At 59.6% G+C, this 18,335-nt stretch carries 20 protein-coding genes and 3 pseudogenes; 14 read left to right on the forward strand and 9 right to left on the reverse strand.

Annotated elements, in window-relative coordinates; genetic code table 11:
• The first annotated feature begins 242 nt into the window (after positions 1-242).
• The 3 genes from AC1DXM_RS27045 to AC1DXM_RS27055 are packed head-to-tail and all read left to right on the forward strand — an operon-like array spanning position 243 to position 2,513.
• On the forward strand, positions 243-617 hold the full coding sequence (locus AC1DXM_RS27045; protein WP_477237894.1) for a DUF2147 domain-containing protein: 375 nt from the start codon (positions 243-245) through the stop codon (positions 615-617).
• 13 nt (positions 618-630) lie between these two features.
• Positions 631-2,106: a cryptochrome/photolyase family protein gene (locus AC1DXM_RS27050; protein WP_477237896.1), complete on the forward strand. Its 1,476-nt coding sequence runs from the start codon at positions 631-633 to the stop codon at positions 2,104-2,106.
• Complete coding sequence (locus AC1DXM_RS27055) at positions 2,103-2,513, forward strand: DUF2177 family protein (RefSeq protein WP_477237898.1); 411 nt, start codon at positions 2,103-2,105, stop codon at positions 2,511-2,513. The genes AC1DXM_RS27050 and AC1DXM_RS27055 overlap by 4 nt, the downstream gene beginning before the upstream one ends.
• On the opposite strand, the gene AC1DXM_RS27060 is transcribed toward AC1DXM_RS27055, so the two are convergent.
• The 5 genes and pseudogenes from AC1DXM_RS27060 to AC1DXM_RS27080 form a co-directional block, all read right to left on the reverse strand.
• Positions 2,452-3,084 (reverse strand): hypothetical protein, encoded by a 633-nt coding sequence (locus AC1DXM_RS27060; protein WP_477237900.1) that lies wholly within the window; start codon positions 3,082-3,084, stop codon positions 2,452-2,454. The two genes, AC1DXM_RS27055 and AC1DXM_RS27060, sit on opposite strands and share 62 nt — an antisense overlap.
• Before the next feature lies 1 nt (position 3,085).
• A pseudogene (locus tag AC1DXM_RS27065) lies at positions 3,086-4,113 on the reverse strand (SAM-dependent methyltransferase).
• A gap of 11 nt (positions 4,114-4,124) precedes the next feature.
• A complete protein-coding gene (locus tag AC1DXM_RS27070) occupies positions 4,125-4,940 on the reverse strand; it encodes a DUF1295 domain-containing protein (protein WP_477237902.1) in 816 nt (271 codons plus the stop codon).
• Between the two features lie 8 nt (positions 4,941-4,948).
• Positions 4,949-5,590 (reverse strand): ChrR family anti-sigma-E factor, encoded by a 642-nt coding sequence (locus AC1DXM_RS27075; protein WP_477237904.1) that lies wholly within the window; start codon positions 5,588-5,590, stop codon positions 4,949-4,951.
• Entirely contained in the window at positions 5,587-6,243 is a 657-nt protein-coding gene (locus AC1DXM_RS27080) for a sigma-70 family RNA polymerase sigma factor (RefSeq protein ID WP_477237906.1), read from the reverse strand. The genes AC1DXM_RS27075 and AC1DXM_RS27080 overlap by 4 nt, the downstream gene beginning before the upstream one ends.
• A 190-nt stretch (positions 6,244-6,433) precedes the next feature.
• Here AC1DXM_RS27080 and AC1DXM_RS27085 point away from each other — a divergent pair, with 190 nt between their 5' ends.
• The 4 genes from AC1DXM_RS27085 (at position 6,434) to AC1DXM_RS27100 (ending at position 10,182) form a co-directional block, all read left to right on the forward strand.
• Positions 6,434-7,744, forward strand: a complete 1,311-nt coding sequence (locus tag AC1DXM_RS27085) for an NAD(P)/FAD-dependent oxidoreductase (RefSeq protein ID WP_477237908.1) — start codon at positions 6,434-6,436, stop codon at positions 7,742-7,744.
• Positions 7,741-8,598 carry a DUF1365 domain-containing protein gene (locus tag AC1DXM_RS27090; protein WP_477237974.1) on the forward strand — a complete coding sequence of 286 codons (858 nt, stop codon included), beginning with the start codon at positions 7,741-7,743 and terminating at the stop codon, positions 8,596-8,598. The genes AC1DXM_RS27085 and AC1DXM_RS27090 overlap by 4 nt, the downstream gene beginning before the upstream one ends.
• 87 nt (positions 8,599-8,685) lie before the next feature.
• Positions 8,686-9,150, forward strand: a complete 465-nt coding sequence (locus AC1DXM_RS27095; protein ID WP_477237976.1) for a TspO/MBR family protein — start codon at positions 8,686-8,688, stop codon at positions 9,148-9,150.
• Positions 9,151-9,996: 846 nt separating this feature from the next.
• Complete coding sequence (locus AC1DXM_RS27100) at positions 9,997-10,182, forward strand: hypothetical protein (RefSeq protein WP_477237910.1); 186 nt, start codon at positions 9,997-9,999, stop codon at positions 10,180-10,182.
• A 419-nt stretch (positions 10,183-10,601) separates the two neighbouring features.
• Here the strand turns inward: AC1DXM_RS27100 and AC1DXM_RS27105 are convergent.
• Positions 10,602-10,901, reverse strand: a pseudogene (locus tag AC1DXM_RS27105) (cobalamin-binding protein); the annotation flags it as partial.
• Positions 10,902-11,032: 131 nt separating this feature from the next.
• Between AC1DXM_RS27105 and nthA the strand changes: the two are divergent.
• The 4 genes from nthA (at position 11,033) to AC1DXM_RS27125 (ending at position 13,160) form a co-directional block, all read left to right on the forward strand.
• Positions 11,033-11,680: a nitrile hydratase subunit alpha gene (gene nthA, locus AC1DXM_RS27110; RefSeq protein ID WP_477237912.1), complete on the forward strand. Its 648-nt coding sequence runs from the start codon at positions 11,033-11,035 to the stop codon at positions 11,678-11,680.
• Positions 11,680-12,330: a nitrile hydratase subunit beta gene (gene nthB / locus AC1DXM_RS27115; RefSeq protein ID WP_477237914.1), complete on the forward strand. Its 651-nt coding sequence runs from the start codon at positions 11,680-11,682 to the stop codon at positions 12,328-12,330. Before nthA ends, nthB begins: the two co-directional genes overlap by 1 nt.
• A complete protein-coding gene (locus AC1DXM_RS27120) occupies positions 12,323-12,691 on the forward strand; it encodes a hypothetical protein (RefSeq protein WP_477237978.1) in 369 nt (122 codons plus the stop codon). The genes nthB and AC1DXM_RS27120 overlap by 8 nt, the downstream gene beginning before the upstream one ends.
• A 268-nt stretch (positions 12,692-12,959) precedes the next feature.
• On the forward strand, positions 12,960-13,160 hold the full coding sequence (locus tag AC1DXM_RS27125) for a hypothetical protein (protein WP_477237916.1): 201 nt from the start codon (positions 12,960-12,962) through the stop codon (positions 13,158-13,160).
• Between the two features lie 704 nt (positions 13,161-13,864).
• Here the strand turns inward: AC1DXM_RS27125 and AC1DXM_RS27130 are convergent.
• A pseudogene (locus tag AC1DXM_RS27130) lies at positions 13,865-14,017 on the reverse strand (DUF3606 domain-containing protein); the annotation flags it as partial.
• A gap of 265 nt (positions 14,018-14,282) precedes the next feature.
• Positions 14,283-14,573 carry a DUF982 domain-containing protein gene (locus AC1DXM_RS27135; protein ID WP_477237918.1) on the reverse strand — a complete coding sequence of 97 codons (291 nt, stop codon included), beginning with the start codon at positions 14,571-14,573 and terminating at the stop codon, positions 14,283-14,285.
• A 111-nt stretch (positions 14,574-14,684) separates the two neighbouring features.
• Between AC1DXM_RS27135 and AC1DXM_RS27140 the strand changes: the two genes are divergently transcribed.
• Together AC1DXM_RS27140 and AC1DXM_RS27145 are read left to right on the forward strand one after the other, a co-directional pair.
• A complete protein-coding gene (locus AC1DXM_RS27140; RefSeq protein WP_477237920.1) occupies positions 14,685-15,551 on the forward strand; it encodes an ATP-dependent DNA ligase in 867 nt (288 codons plus the stop codon).
• Positions 15,552-15,595: 44 nt separating this feature from the next.
• Positions 15,596-15,721: a hypothetical protein gene (locus AC1DXM_RS27145; RefSeq protein ID WP_477237922.1), complete on the forward strand. Its 126-nt coding sequence runs from the start codon at positions 15,596-15,598 to the stop codon at positions 15,719-15,721.
• Between the two features lie 694 nt (positions 15,722-16,415).
• On the opposite strand, the gene AC1DXM_RS27150 is transcribed toward AC1DXM_RS27145, so the two are convergent.
• Positions 16,416-17,003: a hypothetical protein gene (locus tag AC1DXM_RS27150; RefSeq protein ID WP_477237924.1), complete on the reverse strand. Its 588-nt coding sequence runs from the start codon at positions 17,001-17,003 to the stop codon at positions 16,416-16,418.
• A gap of 392 nt (positions 17,004-17,395) precedes the next feature.
• Here AC1DXM_RS27150 and AC1DXM_RS27155 point away from each other — a divergent pair, with 392 nt between their 5' ends.
• Positions 17,396-17,800 (forward strand): MAPEG family protein, encoded by a 405-nt coding sequence (locus AC1DXM_RS27155; RefSeq protein WP_477237926.1) that lies wholly within the window; start codon positions 17,396-17,398, stop codon positions 17,798-17,800.
• The last annotated feature ends 535 nt before the right edge of the window (positions 17,801-18,335 follow it).

The raw sequence follows: 18,335 nt of genomic DNA on the forward strand, positions 1-18,335 counted from the left end.
TCGCATTGCGTTGGATCAAATCGCAGAAATGATCGCCGATGATCGCTAGGGCTGTGTTTTGGAGCATCCTCAGTTAGTGACTGAGCTGGAGGTCGCCGTGCGGCCCGAAGCGGTCATTGCGGATGTCCAGGTGACACGGACCTGCCCACTGTTATGGCGGGCGCTTGGCCGCTCAGCAGATCAGGTGATCCGCGCGGACCGTCGCGACGTACAATGCGATAGGGCGCACGGAGACCTCGCCGATGAAAGGGATAACTGCATTCGCAGTGGCTACGCTTGTTTCAGCAATGGCGCATGCCGACGTTCTATCCGACGCCCGCGGCGTTTGGTTGAGAGACGACGGCAATGCCCGCGTCAAGATTGCTCCTTGCGGAGAGAAACTGTGCGCAACCAATCTGTGGATCAGGGATACCAGCAAAGGCGAAGAAATTGGCGACAAGCTGATCATGACGCTCAAGCCGAATTCCAGCAGCACGTTGGAGGGGACCGCCTATGACCCTAAGCGAAAGCTCACCTTTTCGATGACCCTGCGTGTCGCCGGAAAGGGGTTGACGACGCGCGGTTGCGTCATCGGCGGAGTAATCTGCAAAAATACCAATTGGACGCCAACCAAATGACCGGGTCTCAAAGATGAGCGGCAGATTAGGTGCGGCGCCAACGATCGTGCTCTTTCGGCGTGACCTGCGCGTTAGCGACAACGCTGCCCTCGCGGCAGCGGCCGACGGCAAGGGACCTGTTCTACCGCTCTTCATTTTTGACGAAGAAAGCGAGAGCACTAGGCCGATGGGGGCGGCAAGCCGCTGGTGGCTACACAATTCGCTAGCCGCGCTTAGCCAGAAGCTGCACGGTTGCGGCACGAAGCTTATTTTTGCTCGGGGCAGAACACGAGATGTCGTGGCCATGGCCATTGCGGCGAGCGGAGCGGATTGTGTGCACTGGAACCGCCGTTACCAACCGGCCGAGGCGGCAGTAGACGCGGCGCTTAAGACGAAGCTTTGCGAAGCCGGGCTGATTGCGCAAAGCTTCGATGGCGCCTTACTCCACGAGCCCTCGCTGCTTAGGACTGGCTCAGGCGGCTCCTACAAGGTCTACACACCGTTTTGGAAGGCGCTGAATAGCGGGGGCGATCTGCGCGATCCGGTCGATTCCCCGGAATCAATCAATGGCTGGGAGGGCAAGTTCGACGGCCTGTCCCTGGACGATCTCGACCTCCCTCCCAAAACGCCCGGTTGGGCGGAAGGGCTTGCACATCAATGGACCCCTGGCGAAGCTGGCGCTATGCGACGATTGCAGGCCTTTGAGAATGAGGATTTGGCTGAATACGAAAACCGGCGCGATATACCTTCCATTCAGGGCACCTCGCGCCTCTCACCCCATTTAGCGTTCGGCGAGGTCACGCCAGTACAGATATTTGCCGCCCTGCGGCGGCATTCGGACAGAGCTGGGGCAGTGAAATTTCGAAAGGAAATCGGCTGGCGAGAGTTCTCCTATCATCTCCTCTTTCACAATCCTGACCTGCACGAGCAGAGTTTCCGCCCGGAATTCGAGGGTTTTAGCTGGCGCCGCGACAGCCAGGCCACAAAAGCCTGGCAAACCGGGATGACGGGCTACCCAATCGTGGATGCAGGCATGCGCGAACTTTGGCGAACTGGGTGGATGCACAACCGCGTGCGCATGATCACCGCCTCCTTTCTCATCAAGGATCTGATGATCGACTGGCGGGAAGGCGAGAGATGGTTCTGGGACACTCTTGTCGACGCGGACCCGGCGAACAATCCCGCAAGTTGGCAGTGGGTAGCCGGCTCAGGCGCGGATGCCGCACCCTTCTTTCGAATCTTCAACCCTGTTCTTCAGGGCGAAAAGTTCGACCCGCATGGCGGCTATGTACGCCACTATGTTCCGGAGATCGCTGGCTTGCCCGACCGCTACATCCACCGGCCGTGGGAGGCGCCAGCTACCTTGATGGCACACGCGAAGATCGAGCTCGGCAAGACATACCCAAATCCGATTGTCGATCATGGCGCCGCACGAGACCGGGCATTGATCCTTTATCAGTCTATAAAAGACAAGGCCAAGGTATCGAGTGCAAAGGAAACAGCTTCATGATTCGATATACGGTCGCCTATGCAACCACCCTGATCATCTTCCTTGCCATTGACGCGGTCTGGCTGACTACTATGTCGCAGCGCCTCTACCGCCCGTATCTCGCGGACATATTGGTGGACGACGTCAACCTCGCGCCGGCTGCCCTGTTCTATCTGATCTACATCGGGGGCATCATCGTCTTTGCTACCGCCCCCGCCTTCTCGACCGGCAAGTTGACGACGGCGGCAGTCTATGGCGCGCTCTATGGGCTTTTCACCTACGCGACCTACGATCTTACCAACCAGGCGACCGTACGCGGCTGGCCGACGATCATCACGGTGGCCGATATCAGCTGGGGTTCCCTGCTCAGCGCGGTGGCGGCGGTTGTTGGCTTTCTGCTGACCCGCTACTTTCTGCCCGGCGCCTGACGTCGCGCCGCTCAGACGTTGCGACGGCCCCCGACAAAAGCAAGCCGATAAATACAATCAATGTCGCGGCGCTCAGGGCGTTGAGCCCGACCATGCCCTTGTTCTCACCAGCGCTATAGTCTGCCAGTGGTTGACCGAAGACGCGCTCAGGTACGAAGTAGGCTGCGGCGCAGAGTGCTATGACAGCGAGCCCGATTGGCCGTTCGGAAGGCCTGAACAAGGCAGCGCCGATCAACGCGCAAGGAACGAGGAATATCTCGACCCCCGACCCGATACCGAACGCCTTGGTGCTGAGGACGCCATTGGCGATACCCGTCAGCGGCAGCATGAGGCGTCCGGCGAGCGGATGCCGCCTCGCAACTGCCGGAACGGCGAGAAAGAAGGGCGTCGACAGAAAAGTGAGAAATGACGGCGCGACCTTATCGGCGCCGACCACCGCCCATAGATAAAGTGGGTAGAAGGGCTGATTCCAGGCGACAACAAGCGCAATCCAGTTAGCGGCGGCCGCCAGCGGATCGTCATGCGCGGCATAGGCGGTGATCCGCCGCCAAAGGCGCGCAAAGCCCGGCATGTCAGCCCGCCGGCCGGAGCAGGTAGTGGCTAACGCCCCACTCTTTACCCCCGGCATGGCCGAACAGGCCTTCGGTGGCGAGGTAGAACAGCCGCCATCGCCGACGCCAGAGCGGCGCATCAGCGCCATAGACAGCCGAAAGGATGGCGTCGATCTGGCCGCGGTTCTTGTCGAAGCGCGCCAGCCAGTCGCGGGCCGTGCGTGCGTATTGCAGGCCGCTCCAACGCCAGTCGCGCTCGATCGAAAAGCAATCGGAGAATTGGCTGAAAGGTTGTGGCTCGGCATGATGCCACCGGTGAAGAAGTGTTGAGCGATCCAGTCGGCCTCATCGCGATGGTCGAAGCGGTAAGGGCTATGGCGATGGTTGAAGATGTGGACGAACAGCCGGCCGTCGGGCTGGAGCCAGGTTCGGATACGGCCGAGCAGGTCGAGCCAGTTGGACATGTGCTCAAACATTTCAACCGACACCACGCGGTCGAACCGCGCTGTCGGCTGGAATTCGTTCAAGTCGGCAGTGATGACCTCGATATTGCGCAGGCCAAGTGCTGCTGCCTCCGCCTGAATGTAAAGTCGCTGCGGAGTCGAATTCGACACCGCCACGATTCTGGCCGACGGAAAACGCTGCCCCATGAACATCGTCAGCGAACCCCAGCCGCAGCCGAGCTCGAGGATCGACTGACCGTCGCGAAGCCCTGCGTAGTCAACGGTCTGCTCCAGCGCGGCGATTTCCGCCTCGGCCAATGTCTCGCTCCCCCTCGGATATAGGCAGCAGGAATATTTGCGGCGGGGACCAAGTGACAGCGCGAAAAACTCCGGTGGCAACTCGTAGTGCTGGTCGTTCGCGGCTGCCGTGTGCTCGGCGATTGAACGGCCGGCCATGTCTTTGGCAAAGCTCCCGTCGTCGTCCGAGGGCATCGCCGCCAGCCGCCGCCGTGTGCGACTGACGAGAACCTCGATGCCGTAGCGGGTAGCGGAGTCTGGCAACGGGGCGCGCTCGACAACGCGGATTGCGGATGCGATCAGGCTCACCTTCAACTCCTTCAATTGGCGGCAGCCGCCTTTGGTGGGCCTGGCCAGAACGCATTGACGCGCGCCTGGTAGCGGCGAAATTGCTCGCCACGCGAGCGCAGCATATGAGCCTCAAGCGGCGGGATGCCCGATACATGGACAAGCAGTAAGTACATCAGGGCAGGGCCGGCCAGCGTGATCCATCCCCATGCATAGTGACCTGAAGGGTCGATGCCGATCACCACATAGGCGAGCCATGCCAGCCATTCGAAGAAATAGTTGGGGTGGCGCGACAGGCGCCAAAGACCCACATCGCAGACCCGGCTTTTGTTGGCGGGATCCGCCCGGAAAGCCGTCAACTGGCGGTCGGCCGTCGCCTCGCCTCCTACCGCCAGCAACATGAGCATGATACCGGCCCAATCATTTGAACCGAAGGCGAAGGCGGGATTGTGGGCAGCACCCACGATCGACAGCACAAGCAGGAAAGCAGCCGCGGCCTGGACCTGCAGAAACCAAAACAGCCTGGCTCGGAAGCTGGAGCCCCATTGTTCCTTGAGCTGGCGGTAGCGCGGATCGTCCTGGCTGCTGCGTGCGGTCCGGTTGGCAATGTGGAAGGCTAGCCTCAGCGACCAGGCCAGCGCGAGAATGGCAACCAGCCACTGACGGTACACCGAGCTGTCACCAGCCGAAACGAGAAGTGCCGCCCAAGCGCCGAAGATGCCGACGGCGAATGACCATATCGCGTCGATCCACCCAGATCGATCCGTTCTCAGAGCAACGTACCACGCCACTACCATGGTCACCGCAAGACCGATAGCAGCAAGGACGAGGGGGGTAGCGACGGTCATTAATCGTCTCAACCGCCAAGCAGAGGCTGGATCAATCGTCCAAAGAAGCCTCGCAGCCTCATCTGCCCCTCGAGAGCGGCGATGCATATACACTCCCCGCTCTCGTCGACGACCGGCTGATGCTGAACCTCATCGTCAGCCTCATCCAGGTCGCCTGGACCGTAGCGGCCGCGCGCGTCGTAAAGCGAGCCCTTCAGCACTTGAGTATATTCGTAGCCGGAATGGGTATGCTCCGGCATCCTGCGCCCGGCCGCCACCTTCAGCAGCATGACATTTGCGCCAGCATCTTGCGGAACCGTTACCCGGCTCCAGCGCACTCCAGGACCGATCCAGCGCCATGGGCCAATGCCACACCCATCCAGAGCATCGGGCAGGGGGATGCCGATATCGGCGCGCGGCCTTGAATGCTCCTCGCGCCTTTCGCCGTCCACCTCGATCCTCGCCAGCTGCCGGTCCAAGGCATCCAAGCTCATTGCTTGCGGTTCTATCTCATCAAGGAACAAGCCGCCTGTGGCTTCGAACTGCGCAATTCGTTCGGCACAGGCCGGGCAACCGCCGATATGAACCGCCACGACAATTCGCGGCCCGGCCTCCAAGGAGCCACTGGCTTGGCGCAGCAACGTCTCGTCGCTCGGATGATGATTGATCATTTGAGGTCGTCCAGGATCAGGCGAAGGCGGCTGAGAGCCAGCCGCACGCGCGATTTAACGGTACCCAGCGGGATGCGAAGCTGGGTCGCTATTTCCGATTGAGGTTTGTCGCCGAAGAAGGACAGCCGCAGAATATCGGCCTGTTCAGGAGACAACAGGGCAACAGCAGAGCGCACGCGTTCGTCGCGCTCTGCCGCCATCACCGCCGCCTCACCCGAAACCGGGCTATCGGGCTCGTCCGAGGGATCGAAGGCGCTGACAACGGCCGCAGGCCGGCTTTCCCGGCGCAGCCGATCGATCCGAACGTTGCGGCCGATCGTGAATATCCACGTCGAGACCCCGGCACGCGCTGGATCGAAGTACGAGGCCTTCTTCCAGACCAGCAGCATGGTTTCCTGAGCGATGTCCTCGGCGGTGGAAACCGCCATGCCGGAGCGCATCATAAAGGCTTTCACTCGGGGCGCGTAGAAACCAAAGAGTATGGCAAAGGCTGCGCGATCGCGTCCTTCCGCTACGGCGGCGAGCAGACGCCTGGCTTCCTCAGCCGATAGCGCCCCCGTCTCAGCGCGCATGGTCATCGCCATTTCAATCCTCGTGAGATCGAAACTACGCGAAACCGTGCCGGCAATGAACTCGTATCTCGATGCATCCATGCGCCCTGATACGCGCGCTGGCCGCGTTCGGATCACAAACCTCCGCGGCTTTCCGCGCAACTGTGATCCATGCCGCCTGCAGCCGCGTAGAAGTTGAAGTTGAAGTTAGGACAGGAGGGCAACGCCTTCCACTGGAAACTGGAGCGTGCGTATGACGTTAGCAGGCAAACGCCGGGTCACGGATGGGCCGATGGACATAGCGGTCATCGGCAGTGGCATTTCCGGTCTGTCGGCGGCGTGGCTGCTCTCGCAGAACCACAACGTATCGTTGTTCGAGGCAGATACTCGGCTTGGCGGCCACAGCAACACTGTCAATGCCGGCGGAACCCAGGTGGACACCGGATTCATCGTCTACAATGAGGTAACCTATCCCAATCTGACGGCTCTTTTTGCCCATATGGGTGTGCGCACCAAGCCATCCGAGATGTCCTTTGCGGTTTCGCTGGACGGCGGCCGCCTGGAATATTCCGGGACCGGGTTGGGCGGTCTTCTTGCACATCCCGGCAACGTCACACGCCTACGGTTCTGGCAGATGCTCAGGGAGTTGCTTCGATTCTATCGCGAAGCGCCCTACGACATTTCACGGATCGGCGAGAGCAGCCTTGCCGAGTATCTGGATGCCAAAGGCTATGGTGCAGCATTTCGCGAGGACCACCTGTACCCGATGGCAGCCGCGATCTGGTCGACGCCGGCGGCTGAAGTCGGGAACTACCCGGCCGCCGCCTTTATCCGGTTCTGCGACAATCACGGCTTGCTGAAGTTTGCCGGCCGGCCGATGTGGCGGACGGTTGATGGCGGCAGTCGCAATTACGTCGAGAATTTGGCTGGTCGATTTACCGGCCGGATATTCCTGGGGCGTCGCGTGCGTTGCATTGCGCGGAACTCGGGAGCGGTATGGCTCACCGATATTGACGGCGTCGAGCAACGCTTCGACCAGGTGGTGGTAGCGACCCATGCCAATCAGGCGCTGGCCATGCTTCCCGACGCGAGCCATGAGGAGAAGCAGTTGCTGGGTAGCTTTGGCTACAGTCGAAACGAGGCCGTGCTGCACTCGGATCCCCGCCTCATGCCGCGCAGGAAGCGGGCCTGGTCGAGCTGGAATTACCTTGCCGAAACACGCGGTGAAACCCGCCAGCTCTCGGTCACATATTGGATGAACAGGCTGCAGTCCCTGCCTGACCAACTGCCGCTGTTTGTCACCCTCAACCCCGCTATGGAACCCGAGGCTCGCGCGGTAAAACATAGCGTGATCTACGAGCACCCGGCATTCGACACCTCCGCGATGCGCGCCCAGAAGAAACTTTGGTCGCTCCAAGGGGTCCGCAACACCTGGTTCTGCGGCGCCTATTTCGGTGCCGGTTTTCACGAGGACGGACTGCAGTCCGGCCTTGCCGTGGCCGAGGCGCTGGGTGGCATGCGGCGCCCTTGGGATGTGGTCGACGAATCGGGCAGGATCCACCTTTCGGCAGCCGTTGAGCGGCCTGATCTGGCAGCCGCCTGATGCCAGATGTTCAATCAGCCCTTTATACCGGCAGGGTCATGCACCAGCGCCTGAAACCGCGCCGGCACAGGCTGTCCTACCGTATGTTCTTTCTGCTGCTTGACCTTGATGAGATCGACAGTCTAGCTGCAAGGCTATGGCTCTTCTCGCGCAACCGGTTCAATTTTTTGAGCTTTGCCGACCGGGACCACGGCGACGGTTCCGGCGGCGCGCTCAAGGCCTATGTCGAGCGCCAACTGAACATGGCCGGAATCGAGATCGACGGCGGTGCTGTGCGGCTTCTGTCGATGCCGCGGATGCTGGGCTATGCCTTTAATCCGCTCAGCGTCTATTTCTGCTACCGCCGGCAGGGCGATCTCGCCGCCATCCTCTATGAGGTGAACAATACGTTTGGGCAGCGACACACCTATCTCATCCCTGTCGAGGATTGCGAACGCCAAGGCGTGGTCGAGCAGCATTGTGTCAAGCGCCTCTATGTCTCGCCTTTCATTGGCATGGGCATGCAATATCGCTTCCGGATCGGTCTGCCCGATGAGGCCGTCTCGCTTCACATAACCGGCAGCGACGGTCAGGGACCGCTGATCGTCGCCAGTTTCTCGGGCAAGCGGCAACCGCTCAGCGACGCGAGGCTGGCGGCTACCTTCTTGGCTTACCCTCTTCTGACGCTGAAGGTCATAGTCGGCATTCACTGGGAGGCCTTGCTTCTCTGGGCAAAAGGGATGCGCCCGCACGAGCGCCCGCATCCGCCGCACCAGCCGGTCACTCATGTCGCCGTGGAGAGGCGGGAGAAATCGGAGCAAATCCCATCGAGCACGGAAATCAGGGCTCAAGTGGAAAGCCCATTGCGGCGCTGAGCTTCGCCTTTGCGCCAGCTATACCGTATACACGACTGTCCGCTCGGGGTCCGTGACGGCGATGACAAAGGTCTTTGGCTGATGGACATGCACTCCCTTCTCGTGCTGGTCGCCTTCGAGGTCGCGAGCTTCGCTGCGGCGGCTACCGGCGTAATCTTTAGGCCAGGCGACTGGTACAAGCAGCTCGACAAGCCAAGATGGCGCCCGCCCGATTGGCTGTTCGCCCCGGTCTGGACGGTTCTCTATGCATCGATCGGACTGTCGGGCTGGCTCGTATGGCGAGAGGCAGGCATTGCGGGCGCAGCACTACCTCTCAGCGTCTATGCGGTCCAACTTCTGCTGAATGCTGCGTGGACGCCGATCTTTTTTGGACTTCACCGACCCGGGCTTGCGTTGGTGGAGATCATAGTGCTTTGGGCTGCGATCGTGACGACGATTATAATGTTTGACCCCGTGAATGCCGCTGCTGCCGTGCTGCTTCTTCCCTACCTAGCGTGGGTGAGTTTCGCTGCGGGACTTAACTTGTCCATCTGGTGGCGCAACCCCCTGTAAAATGTCGAAGGGCGCGCGACAGATTCCGCTGGAGGTGATGGATGCAGCAGGGGATGGGTTGGCAATCCGCGCGATAGGTCACCGATATGGCAGTAGACGCGAAACGGAGCGTAAACCCAAGGCATTCCGGGTCAGGAGATGGATGAAGAAATTGGTCCGATTCTTCGAAGCCATCATGTAGGGGTTGCGCTAGGAGCACGGATAACAGACAGCGCTTGGCATAAATGCGCGCTGGCGAGGCTACTGGCGGCCCAGCGGTCAAGGGCGGGGGGCTTGGGTTTTGACCACCGGGCCTAACCGGCGTGAGGGTGCCGGCTGGCGAGGCATCATACGCCGATACAACGTGTTGTAGAATGGGCTCCTTCCGTTCCTGAACCGTGCAGGACGACGTTCCTTACGTCAGTTAAACATACCCACCATCGGCTGGCGATGCTCGAGGCCCCGCGCTGGTCGGCCGGACGAGCCACCAGCAGTCCGCCGCGTGCCCCCACGCGACGGACCTCTGATGGGAGCGGCTACATCCCTAAGGAATCGACCGCTTGTAGATGTATTGTGACCTGGCGGGATCGCGTTAGCCTATGGTGTGATCGCGGAAGCCTGAGGAGATTGGCTCCGGAGGGGCCGAGCCGGCAAAAGGGTTAGCGGAACCTAATTTGCTGCCGCAACTTAATTCCACATGAGCGAACAGCCGAACCGTACGAAACTTATACCCGATCCTCAGCCAAGGCGGGAGGTGAGCAAGGGGGGATTGGTAGCGGCCGCCGCACTGTTTCTTGTCTCCTTCGTTCTGGTCGCTTTTTGGGTCCTTCAATGAGCAAGCGCGGAATCGATTTCCTAGAAAAATGGATGGCGGAGCATCTGCCGAACGCCTTCACCGACGATCCGGCGGCAATTACCGACCTTGCCGATCAGGCTATTAAGGCGGCCGAACAAGAGGGCATCAGCCTGGAAGAGATCACCGAAGAAGTCGGCAGCGTGTTCGACGTCATCTTCGATGCGATGCAGAATCGTGCCGGCGGCGAGGGCGGATGACCGTGCCGAAGTCGAAAAGGTTCTGGATCGCTACAGGGGTTCTGGCGACGCTCGTCATCGTTGCTCTGGTGCTGTCGCTGTCCTTTGCGGCTCTCTCACCCCCTTGAGAACCGCAAAGGACAGCGACAGACTGCGCCGGGGCCGGTCAAATTCCACTGCATGAAAGCCCCCTTGCCGATGATGGCCAGCGGTGCGTGGACGTCACGAAGCGCTTGGTGGTGCTCGCGGTGGTACGCCAGATGGGACCAAAGATGCTCTTGTGCGGTGCCTCTGCCGCAATCAGAAAGCGCTCGATTTCGTCCTGCTACTGCTTGGAAGGTTTGGTTCTGGCCATTGGCGATCTCCGTTGAAGGGTTCCCCGCAACGAGGACAATAGTCCCATAATGCCGAGCGGATGGTAAGTGGTGGGTCAAGCCGTGCGCCACCGGCGCCTCGCGGCAATAGGCATCGGCGTCGACGGCCTTGCCTCGTCGAGCGGCGCTTCGCCGACCAGCACGACGTAGTCATCGCGAATGCCCTTTTCCTTCATCGTGTCGGTGATGACCTTCATGTAGGCATGGTCGTGGTCAAAAGGGCCGAAATGCCGATGGTGTCGGGCAGATGCTGCTTATGCCGACGAGGTTCTTGCCTATGTCGAGAATGTCGCCCTTGACGGTGTCGATCACCATCTTGCCCTGCTAGGGCGCGCCGGTGGCGGCGAGCAGGGGGCGCAGGATGTAACATTCTCAAGTAGTACTTCTCAACATTGCAAAGGTCTGATCTTACCGGGCGGTATCGGCCCGGTCCTTTTTGCAACCTTCTTGTGCTCGTGATAAATTCCGCCGATTGGGCCTCAAATCGAGGGACGTCGATGACGAGTTTCAATTCTCAAAAGATTTCGAAGATTCATCACGACTTGCACCACGACTTACCGTCCGAGCCGGCTCTGAGAGCGAAGGCTCTCGAGAGTCTCCTGGTCGAAAAGCGATTGGTCGATCCGGAAGCGATGGACGCGTGGATCGAGATGTATAGGGAGGAGATCGGACCCAAGCGCGGCGCGAGAGTTGTGGCGCGAGCGTGGAAAGATCCCGCCTTCAAAGCGCGCCTGCTCGCAAACGCTACGTCGGCGATCGACGAGTTGGGCTTTGCGGGCCACGCGACGGGTCATTTAGACGCTGTCGCGAATACCCCGGACGTTCATAACCTCGTCGTCTGCACGCTTTGTTCCTGCTATCCGTTTTCCATTCTGGGCATGTCGCCCGCATGGTACAAGTCCAACGAGTACAGAGCGCGCGCCGTACGCGATCCTCGGGGAGTCCTGAAAGAATTTGGCGTCGAACTCGAAGACACCATTGAAGTGCGCGTCTGGGACTCGACGTCAGAAAGACGATACCTCGTGCTGCCGCAACAGCCGGCGGGCACTGAGAGCCTGGACGAGGCCTCTCTTTCGCGACTGGTGACGCGCAACTCGATGATCGGAACGGAAAGGGATCTCTCGCCGTCGCTGAGTGGCCGCTGATGGATGGCGTTCATGATCTCGGTGGACGAGAAGGCTTTGGCTCGATTCAAGGCCCGGGCGATGGTCGACCTTTCCATGAACAGTGGGAAATACGCGCTTTCGGATTGGCGCAGGCCGCCGCTGGCGACTGGTCGATAGACTGGTTCCGGCACTGCCGCGAGTTGATCGTTCCGGCGGACTACCTGACTCGATCCTATTTCGATCATTGGCTGCTCACCCTTGCAGCTGAAATGATCGACGTGGGCTATATCACTTTGGCGGAGCTCAAATCAGGGGCATCGACATTCACGCCGCAGCCAGGATATCCGCCTGAGACTGCGGAGGAGGCGAGGGCTTACGCGAAAAATCCACGCAGCTACGCGGGTGAAATCGATGCTCGGCCATCGTTTGCCCTAGGCGCGACCGTGCGCGGAAAGATGTCGGGGCACTCGGGACACACTCGTCTTCCCGGTTATGTGCGCGGCAGAAAAGGAAGCATCTTCGCTCGTCATGGTGCGCATGTCTTCCCGGATGCGTCTGCACGGGGCGAACATAAGGCGGAGCACCTTTATACGGTCAGCTTCGCCGCATCGGAACTATGGCCAGAGGCGAAGGACCGGCCGGATCGCGTTTTTGTTGATCTTTGGGAGAGCTACCTTGAGCGTGCCTGATCCCGGCTACGGGCCGTTGAGGAGACGAGACGACGAGCCAATCTTCGCTGAACCATGGCACGCCCAAGCAGTGGCAATCGCCGATCTATTGATTGGATCGGGGACGATCCCGCAATCAACATGGACGGAAACCCTGGGCGAGGAAGTCCGCTTGGCAAGTCTTGCTGGGAGCGCCGACGACGCAGGCACGTATTACAGAGCCGTGCTGTCAGCGCTCGAGCATATTCTGGATGCTAGAGGGAACGTGTCGTGCGCGGAGCTGGCACGACGTCGGAACGAGTGGCGGCGAGCATATTTGCAGACTCCTCACGGACAGCCAGTGGAGCTTGACTGCGGGCGATTTACCCAAATTTCAGACTAGAATCCCCTTCTGGTCCGACCGTGGAAACCACAAGGCTACACTTGATCGCGTCGCCCGATTGCATGCTTCGGCAACGGGTCATGTCACGACCTGACGTGGTGCTTGGGCGGCGCGGAGAGGAGATCCGAACAATCCAGCAGTGACCGGTGCGGCCTCCACCCCCAAGCACCGGTCCGCACCGGTCATTCCGCCTCCGACAGTGAGTCATTCCGCCCCAGGAACTCGTGGCGGCAAGTTGCGTTGTGCCCTTCCGAGCACTGGGATTGGCATGGCCGAACTGACTAACGCCGCAAAAATGGCGAACGCTGCGGGCATTCACCCGGAGACGTTTCGCGAGGCTTTGCGCGGGTCGGATTTTTCGTGGCACAAGCGCGGCGACGACTGGACTGTCGAGATTGATAGCCGGGAGCATGAGGCAATGCGGACCATGCTGCTTATCCCTTTGCTCAAGAAGAAAAAGAGAAATTAGCTGAACGGCATATTAGGCCGTGGGTTGTGTAGGCGGCAGCACTGCTGCTGGCCAAGGTCCGCAAGACTTGGCCGGGCCCGCGTCCTGCCTTAGTCGCGGGCCCGCGGATTGGCCTGCGCGCTGGGAGCTGGGAGAGGTGGCGCGCCGCTACGCAGCGCAAAGGTCTGACTCGCACACGCATTGGACCCAAAGGAGCAACAAACCCTTGTCGGCTGGGTTAGGCGACAAAGGAAACCCAAATGCCCATCCCAGATGAAATGCGTGACTTGGATCTCAGGTTCGAATGCCCTTATTGCTTTCTTCCAGTCGTCCACAAAGGGTCCTGGTTTAAAGTGATTTCCAATTACAAATGCGCGGGATGTGCCGAGACTGTTCGGATCGGGTATCAGGACAAGCTCGCCTTTTTTGAACAGCACCGCCAGCGGCGAAAGGAAACCGCAAAGGTCGCGCGCTAGGCTTAGGCCCGCTCCAAGCTGGGCGACATGGCGTACGGACTAGTTGCCCCATGTGAGCTTTCTGCTCGCGGCCCGGCCGGCGGGCTTTTTGCTGATGGCCGGAACTTCCTTCCAGTGAGACTGTTATGCCGTACCCAGCCCGTTCTTCAGCGGTCCGTGCTGGGACCAAAAGATGCCCAAACATCATGGTCAGGCCCGCGCCGCCTTCGCACGAGGCGAGCGCGGGCATTCCATTCGACTGCTCTACCGCTATCGTTTAGCAAGGCCAGCCTTCACGGCTCGCTCCAGTGTCTCACGGTCATTGCCGTGCTTGGCGATCAGTTCGCGGACCTGCGCTGGCGCAATGCCGTTCTTGTCCGCGAAGTACTGAACCTCATAATCCTCATCAGCCGATACGCGGTTACGGTCTCGGAAATCGTCTTGTCGTCTGCCATCTTCGTTGGCTCCCTAGCTGCGTGTGTTCGCTTTCCGTCTAAACTGCAAAATCGTCGCACTGTCCTCCGGCTCTAGCGGGTCGTGCCCCGGACCTTCGTGATAAAACACTTGCCGGGCGTCGCGTTGATCGACCAACTGGCCGCAGTGCGGGCAGTTGTAGAAACAGTCTCCCTCATCGGTGGGCTCGGCTCGTTTGCCTATATGACCGGCGGACCTAGATCCGACAGCTTCGTCATTTCTGTATGTCCTCGCTCACTTCATCCAGCATCTTTAGCGCGGCACTCTTTTCGGCGGGCAGCAATAGGCGCTGATCGATAGCGGCGGCCTTGAAAGCCGCAAACGCGATGGCCGGAGTGCAGGTTCCCGCCCTGGCTGCAGCGATGAGTCGGCAAGCATCCTTGTATGGCGCCGCTTGTTTATTTCGCCACTGTCCTTGCAGCGCCACCTCGGCTTCACAGATGGACGACACCCACATTTTTGCCCCGTCCACGAGCTTCAAGGAAAGTGGCAAAAGGTTGCCCATTACACCTCCGATTGTTTGAGCGCCTAAACGTTTCGAGAGCCTTTTGGTTTCCTGATTTGGGAACCATTTTAGCTTAAGCTTATTGAATCGCCGGGTTGCGGGTGGTGGTTCATGCGTTTGAAGTTTATCGATCCTTTGTTGCCGACCCTTGTCGAGAAGCCTCCCGAAGGCGGCGACTGGATTCACGAAGTCAAGTTCGACGGCTATCGATCCCAGATTGTCAAGGATGCCGGTGGGGTCCGCGTCTTCACACGCCGTGGCCTCGACTGGACAGCGAAATACCGCGACATAGCCAGCGCCGCCGGCGAACTCGATGAGGTGCAAAGTGCCATCATCGACGGAGAGATCATCGTTCTAAACGATGCGGGGCTGTCCGACTTCGCAGCGCTGCGTAAGGCGATTACACAGCGGCAACATGATCTGTATTTCGTCGCCTTCGACCTTCTGCACCTCAACTGCCACGATTTGCGGGACATGCCGCTGGAGGACCGGCGCGAGATACTGGCCGCGATGATCCCAGAGGGGCGACGCATCCAGTTCAGCCAGGCTCTGCCGGGCGATGCCGCAGCAATCTTCCATCTTGTCGATCAGGCCGGGCTTGAAGGAATGGTTTCGAAGCGCAGGGACAGCGTTTACCGGAGCGGGCAATCGACCAATTGGTTGAAAGCGAAGTGTTACACCATCGGCGAATACGACCTGCTCGGCGTCGAGCGCGGGCCCGGCCAACCGGCCTTTGCCCTGATGGCCGAGCGCGGCACCGGACGCTATATCGGCTCTGCCTTCATCAACTCGAGCCGGGAAATCCGCGATCGGCTCTGGAAGCGCGTCCAGGAGCACGCTGGCCCGGCGCCGAAGGGCATGAAGCGGCCGGCGACGCAGTGGGTCAAGCCGGGCCTGATCGGCCGTGTGAAGCATCTGCGCGGCGAGGCAGACTTGCGCCATGCTTCGCTCCAGGATTTTCTAGAGGAGGAGGATTAGGTGCCAATCAGACGAAAAGCCCGACCGTGCGAGCCCACAGCCTCATGTCCGAAATCGCCCCAACCGAGTTTCTGGTTGAGGACGGAAAATCCGTCTCAGAGCAGATTACCCTGACGGCGGAAGACGCTGCCGAGGCCCGTGCCCTGGCGCTGGACGGCAAGCTGTTCTGACTTGGCGCGGGGTGATCATTGATGGACAGTGCATGCGAACTGGTAGGTCATAGCTGTTCGCAGCCGGTTCCATGATCTGCCTGCCGGCAATCGTATCCCTGCCTATCGGCAAGCCACTCTGGTCGGAACAACATGTTCCAATGGTGATTTTCCCGCCTGCCCCAAGAATGATTTAGATCGCGGGTTAAGAGGAGTGCCAACAATGGACGAGCATTTGCAGGGCAGAATTATTGCCCTTGAACTTTTCAATGCGGTCCGAACTTGTGGCTGTATCGATGAGCCAAAAAGATCCTGTCAGCCACCTCCTAGCGCTGAAGACCGCTTTGCTTGGCGACTTCCATGCATTCGGGCCTGTAGACGCATATAGCCAGAGCGTATTGAACGAAGCACAGGATGCTCTAATCCACACGTTCAACCAGGCCGAAGTGCGATTGAGGCATGCCAGCCCGCAGCAATGAGAGGAAGCCCGCCTCTTGAGGGCGCAATCGACAATGCGCCTGTCGACGGGAAGAACTCATTCTAGACGTCCCCTTGCCCGTTCCCGCTGGTTTGTCACCGCGCCTTATGCAGCGCCTGGGCGCTAATAGCGCCTTCCCGATCGGCCTTGGATATATCATTTGTTGCTGATGGAACGGAATCGCGGGGCTACCCTTTTCCCGCCATGGTACGTTTTCTCCTGAGCCTCGTTCCGGTCCTATTTTGCAGCACGCTTCTTCAAGCTGAGGCGTGGCAACAGTTCGGTATCAGACAGTTCGGCTTCACCTTTAATGTTCCGCCGGGTTTTGTCCTGACAAAGCGTTCGGACCAAGGCGCGGCTTTTCAAGGCGAAAATGATGCCTTCCTTGCTGTCTGGGGTGCCAGACTCGAGAACGCCCGTTTCCCCGCCGAGATCGAGCACCGCATCATTGAGGACGAAAAGGTTGGTTGGAAGCTGACCTATCGGCGTGTCACCCCGAGGTGGGCCAGTTACTCCGGCATTAAGAATGGCCAGATTCGATATGTCCGCGCTATCGCGATCTGCAACGACCGTGCCGCACTCTTCACCATAAATTACAGCAGATCGGAAAAAGTCCGTTATGACCCAGTTGTGGTTCGGATGGTGCGGTCCCTGAAAGCGGAAGGTTGCTAAGTTTTGGGCTTGGAGCGCGCTGTCGAGGCTCGGCTGGAACCTTACGCCCGCTTCCAACTGGAAACAGGGCAGTTCGCTACGATTTCCCAACTTGCCGGGGGCCAGGAAACTCGATCGATCGTTAATATCCCACGTCTTCCAGCTAACGCTCATGGCCCCGGAACTAATCGAGGCAATCCTCGACGGGTGTCACGATGCAATTGCAGCAGCTGGGTTCGGGGCTTTCCGGTCGAGTGGGAAAGCCAGCGGAGCGAGGCCTGTTTGGTCGTAGTCTGATTGAACCAAACGGTGATTGCCGGCGTTCGAATGGCCGCGTGCGCCTCCTGTCGGCCATTGCGGTGACCGTTGTGTTAGCTTTCCACTTTGGTCACACCGTGCCCAACGTCCGCTACCTATTTCGGACGCGATCAGCCGAACCTGCCGAAGCCGGCCAAAATCTGTCGGTCAGATGCGCCTCTAGTGTGCCGTTGGCCTCCACCAACGCATAGCGTTAGACTAGTTGATCGGGCTACGACGACCGAGACTGCTAGCAACGGGGACGGGACATGTCGGCGACTGCTTTTGCATTGACTGGGTTCATCACCTGGGCACTGGGGCTGCTGATCGTGATGGAGGTGATCCGGACGTATCTGGTGATTTCTGGACAGGTCGCAGCAAACGGCTTTACGCCAGACAACGCAGCTCTTTCCCCCTTTATGCAGAGGTTAGCCCGTGCCCACGCCAATTGCATTGAAGGGCTTCCAATCTTCGGAGGCCTGCTCGGAGTCGCGATCATTATTTCAAAGACAGATGTCACTGATCCACTGGCCTCTACACTGTTAGGCGCGCGGATAGTGCAGTCGACAATTCACCTCGTCTCCACGACCCAGATCGCGGTCAGTCTCAGGTTCACTGCGTTCGCCGTGCAAATGGTGATTGGTGCGTATTGGTCCTGGGCGCTGTTGAGGTGAAGAGTGCTGCCACTTCAGACCCCGTCGCGCCGGCCAGGGATAAGAAACAAGGGCCGGAGATCGTCAATCCTTGCACTTCAGGTTCGACGTCGCGGGCGATCGGCTACCAAGGCCTCGGGACTTCATCCACGCTGGCCTCCGGTTGCTTAACGTTCTCGTACTGAACAGCTGAAACGGCTGGTTGCGCCTTTTGTCAGCCGTTGAGAGACCGTTACGACTGCCTCCTAGTGCCCACCCAACAACCCGAGCCTGACAAAAACCGCGCCGGGTGTATTGACGGAAACATTAGTCGCCGCTGATGGTGACGACACCGTCGACTCAAGGAGCCTAGCCATTGAATCCGCCTTATCGTGTCATAGTCAGCAGCCTGACTTTTGAGAGCCTTCGCCGCGCAAGTCTGCCAGCCGCCTCTGCCAGGTGATTGCCAAAGGCTTCGGTGACGAATGCAAGGGTCATCAAGTCGATCAAAAAATCGTCGATCGCGGGCGAGACAACGTTTGACCGCCCCTCGACTTGAAGGATCGAAGCTCGCGCC

It is taken from the genome of Mesorhizobium sp. P3_A2 (genome assembly GCF_056403115.1).

Excerpts from the sequence above, each read along its gene's own strand:
- AC1DXM_RS27070 (WP_477237902.1), bottom strand. The coding sequence starts at position 4,940 with ATGACCGTCGCTACCCCCCTCGTCCTTGCTGCTATCGGTCTTGCGGTG.
- AC1DXM_RS27060 (WP_477237900.1), bottom strand. The coding sequence starts at position 3,084 with ATGCCGGGCTTTGCGCGCCTTTGGCGGCGGATCACCGCCTATGCCGCG.
- AC1DXM_RS27045 (WP_477237894.1), top strand. The coding sequence starts at position 243 with ATGAAAGGGATAACTGCATTCGCAGTGGCTACGCTTGTTTCAGCAATG.
- AC1DXM_RS27055 (WP_477237898.1), top strand. The coding sequence starts at position 2,103 with ATGATTCGATATACGGTCGCCTATGCAACCACCCTGATCATCTTCCTT.
- AC1DXM_RS27085 (WP_477237908.1), top strand. The coding sequence starts at position 6,434 with ATGGACATAGCGGTCATCGGCAGTGGCATTTCCGGTCTGTCGGCGGCG.
- AC1DXM_RS27135 (WP_477237918.1), bottom strand. The coding sequence starts at position 14,573 with ATGGGCAACCTTTTGCCACTTTCCTTGAAGCTCGTGGACGGGGCAAAA.
- AC1DXM_RS27140 (WP_477237920.1), top strand. The coding sequence starts at position 14,685 with ATGCGTTTGAAGTTTATCGATCCTTTGTTGCCGACCCTTGTCGAGAAG.
- AC1DXM_RS27080 (WP_477237906.1), bottom strand. The coding sequence starts at position 6,243 with ATGGATGCATCGAGATACGAGTTCATTGCCGGCACGGTTTCGCGTAGT.
- AC1DXM_RS27125 (WP_477237916.1), top strand. The coding sequence starts at position 12,960 with ATGGCCGAACTGACTAACGCCGCAAAAATGGCGAACGCTGCGGGCATT.
- nthB (WP_477237914.1), top strand. The coding sequence starts at position 11,680 with ATGGATGGCGTTCATGATCTCGGTGGACGAGAAGGCTTTGGCTCGATT.
- AC1DXM_RS27150 (WP_477237924.1), bottom strand. The coding sequence starts at position 17,003 with ATGAGCGTTAGCTGGAAGACGTGGGATATTAACGATCGATCGAGTTTC.
- AC1DXM_RS27095 (WP_477237976.1), top strand. The coding sequence starts at position 8,686 with ATGCACTCCCTTCTCGTGCTGGTCGCCTTCGAGGTCGCGAGCTTCGCT.
- nthA (WP_477237912.1), top strand. The coding sequence starts at position 11,033 with ATGACGAGTTTCAATTCTCAAAAGATTTCGAAGATTCATCACGACTTG.
- AC1DXM_RS27100 (WP_477237910.1), top strand. The coding sequence starts at position 9,997 with ATGGCGGAGCATCTGCCGAACGCCTTCACCGACGATCCGGCGGCAATT.
- AC1DXM_RS27050 (WP_477237896.1), top strand. The coding sequence starts at position 631 with ATGAGCGGCAGATTAGGTGCGGCGCCAACGATCGTGCTCTTTCGGCGT.
- AC1DXM_RS27075 (WP_477237904.1), bottom strand. The coding sequence starts at position 5,590 with ATGATCAATCATCATCCGAGCGACGAGACGTTGCTGCGCCAAGCCAGT.
- AC1DXM_RS27155 (WP_477237926.1), top strand. The coding sequence starts at position 17,396 with ATGTCGGCGACTGCTTTTGCATTGACTGGGTTCATCACCTGGGCACTG.
- AC1DXM_RS27145 (WP_477237922.1), top strand. The coding sequence starts at position 15,596 with ATGTCCGAAATCGCCCCAACCGAGTTTCTGGTTGAGGACGGAAAATCC.